Genomic DNA, 501 nt, shown 5'->3' with positions numbered 1-501 from the left:
ATCGGGCCCCGCCGGCATTGTCATTGTCGCGGCTCAGTTTCCGCCCTCGATCAGGCGGCGGGCGATGACCTGCGCCTGGATTTCCGCCGCGCCCTCGAAGATCGACAGGATGCGGGCGTCGCAGAGCAGGCGGCTCACGGTGTACTCAAGCGCGAAGCCGTTGCCGCCGTGGATCTGCAGGGCGTTGTCGGCGTTCGACCAGGCGATGCGGGCGGCCAGCAGCTTCGCCATGCCGGCCTCCAGGTCGCAGCGCTTGCCTTCGTCCTTGGCGCGGCCAGCGAAATAGGTGAGCTGGCGGGCGATCATCAGTTCCGCCGCCATCATCGCCAGCTTGTCGGAGACGCGCGGGAAGCTGATGATCGGCTTGGCGAACTGGATGCGCTCCTGGGCGTAGCGCAGGCCGACTTCCAGCGCCGCCTGGGCGACGCCGACGGCGCGCGCCGCCGTCTGGATGCGGGCCGCCTCGAAGGTCTGCATGAGCTGGCGGAAGCCTTCACCCTC

At 69.1% G+C, this 501-nt stretch carries 1 protein-coding gene; it reads right to left on the bottom strand.

All coding sequences use genetic code 11. The features are described from left to right. Positions 1 to 33: 33 nt before the first annotated feature. Positions 34 to 501: acyl-CoA dehydrogenase family protein (locus AC4FS3_RS29630; protein ID WP_491023516.1), on the bottom strand; the 468-nt coding region annotated here is incomplete at its 5' end.

This window comes from Pseudogemmobacter sp. TB195, assembly GCF_058313095.1.
Note: the sequence above shows the minus strand (reverse complement) of the source record. Positions and strands in the feature narration are given on the sequence as shown.